Source organism: Dialister sp. (assembly GCF_051885895.1).
In the GTDB taxonomy this organism is placed as follows: Bacteria; Bacillota; Negativicutes; order Veillonellales; family Dialisteraceae; genus Dialister.
On the sequence record NZ_JBJEXP010000034.1, the window covers coordinates 166072 to 167042 of the forward strand.

1 protein-coding gene is annotated in these 971 nt (G+C 46.4%); it reads left to right on the forward strand.

Annotated elements, in window-relative coordinates:
• On the forward strand, positions 1-626 hold a 626-nt coding region (locus ACI4N7_RS03550), incomplete at its 5' end, for a YadA-like family protein (RefSeq protein ID WP_439731985.1).
• Positions 627-971 lie beyond the last annotated feature (345 nt).

Consider the following 971-nt stretch of genomic DNA (forward strand, 5'->3'; position numbering starts at 1 on the left):
ACAATCTTAGTACGTTAAATCAGAATGTGGCTGATGGTTTCACCGCATTAAATCAGGCTGATGCCAACGAAGCAGCAGCCCGTGAAGCTGGAGACAATGCCCTCCAAAACCAGATTAATAACGAATCAGCTGCCCGCGAATCTGGAGACAGTGCTCTCCAGAACCAGATTAAGAATGAATCGGCTGCTCGTCAGGCTGATGTTTCTCGTCTGGACAATAGGATTCATGATGTGTCCAAGGAAGTCGACACCGTAGGTGCTCTGTCTATGGCTATGAGCGGTCTCCATCCGCTGGACTATGATGAAGGAGATGCCCGTTTCCAGCTGTCTGCCGCTGTAGGTACCTATGATGGCACCGAAGCTCTGGCGCTGGGCGGATTCTATCACTTCAACCATGATTCCATGATTTCCGTAGGTGTGGCTACCGACCTGGGTGCTGATGAACATCGTATGGGCGCCAATATAGGTTACACCTTAAGAATCGGCCAGGGCGGCCATGTATCCCGTCCTTCCGAAGGTACTGTTTCCGATATCATGAAGGATATCAAGAACCTGGAACAGAAACAGGCCAAACTGGAACAGGAAAATGAACAGCTGAAACAGCAGCTGGCTGCTCTCCAGAAATAATTTCACATTGTTAATGATGAAATAGTGTAAAAACTGCCACTCCTTTGGGAGTGGCAGTTTTGCTTTTGGGAAGTATGAAAAAACCTCTCCATGGAGAGGTTTTTTCTGCTTTCTGATCTTTCTGCTATATATTATATCATGGGGAGTGATGGTGAAAATCAGAGAAAGAATAGCCTATCGGGGTATTGAAAAATGCTGCTTTAATCAATGTTTCTTAGGTCTGTATCTCTCAGATGATCCGGAGCGCATTAGGCAGCCGCACATACTGCAGATGTTCTGACATATCCATATAGAATTCCACATCGGTGTAGAAGGTATCCATGACTTCATGGAAATGGGTGCCCA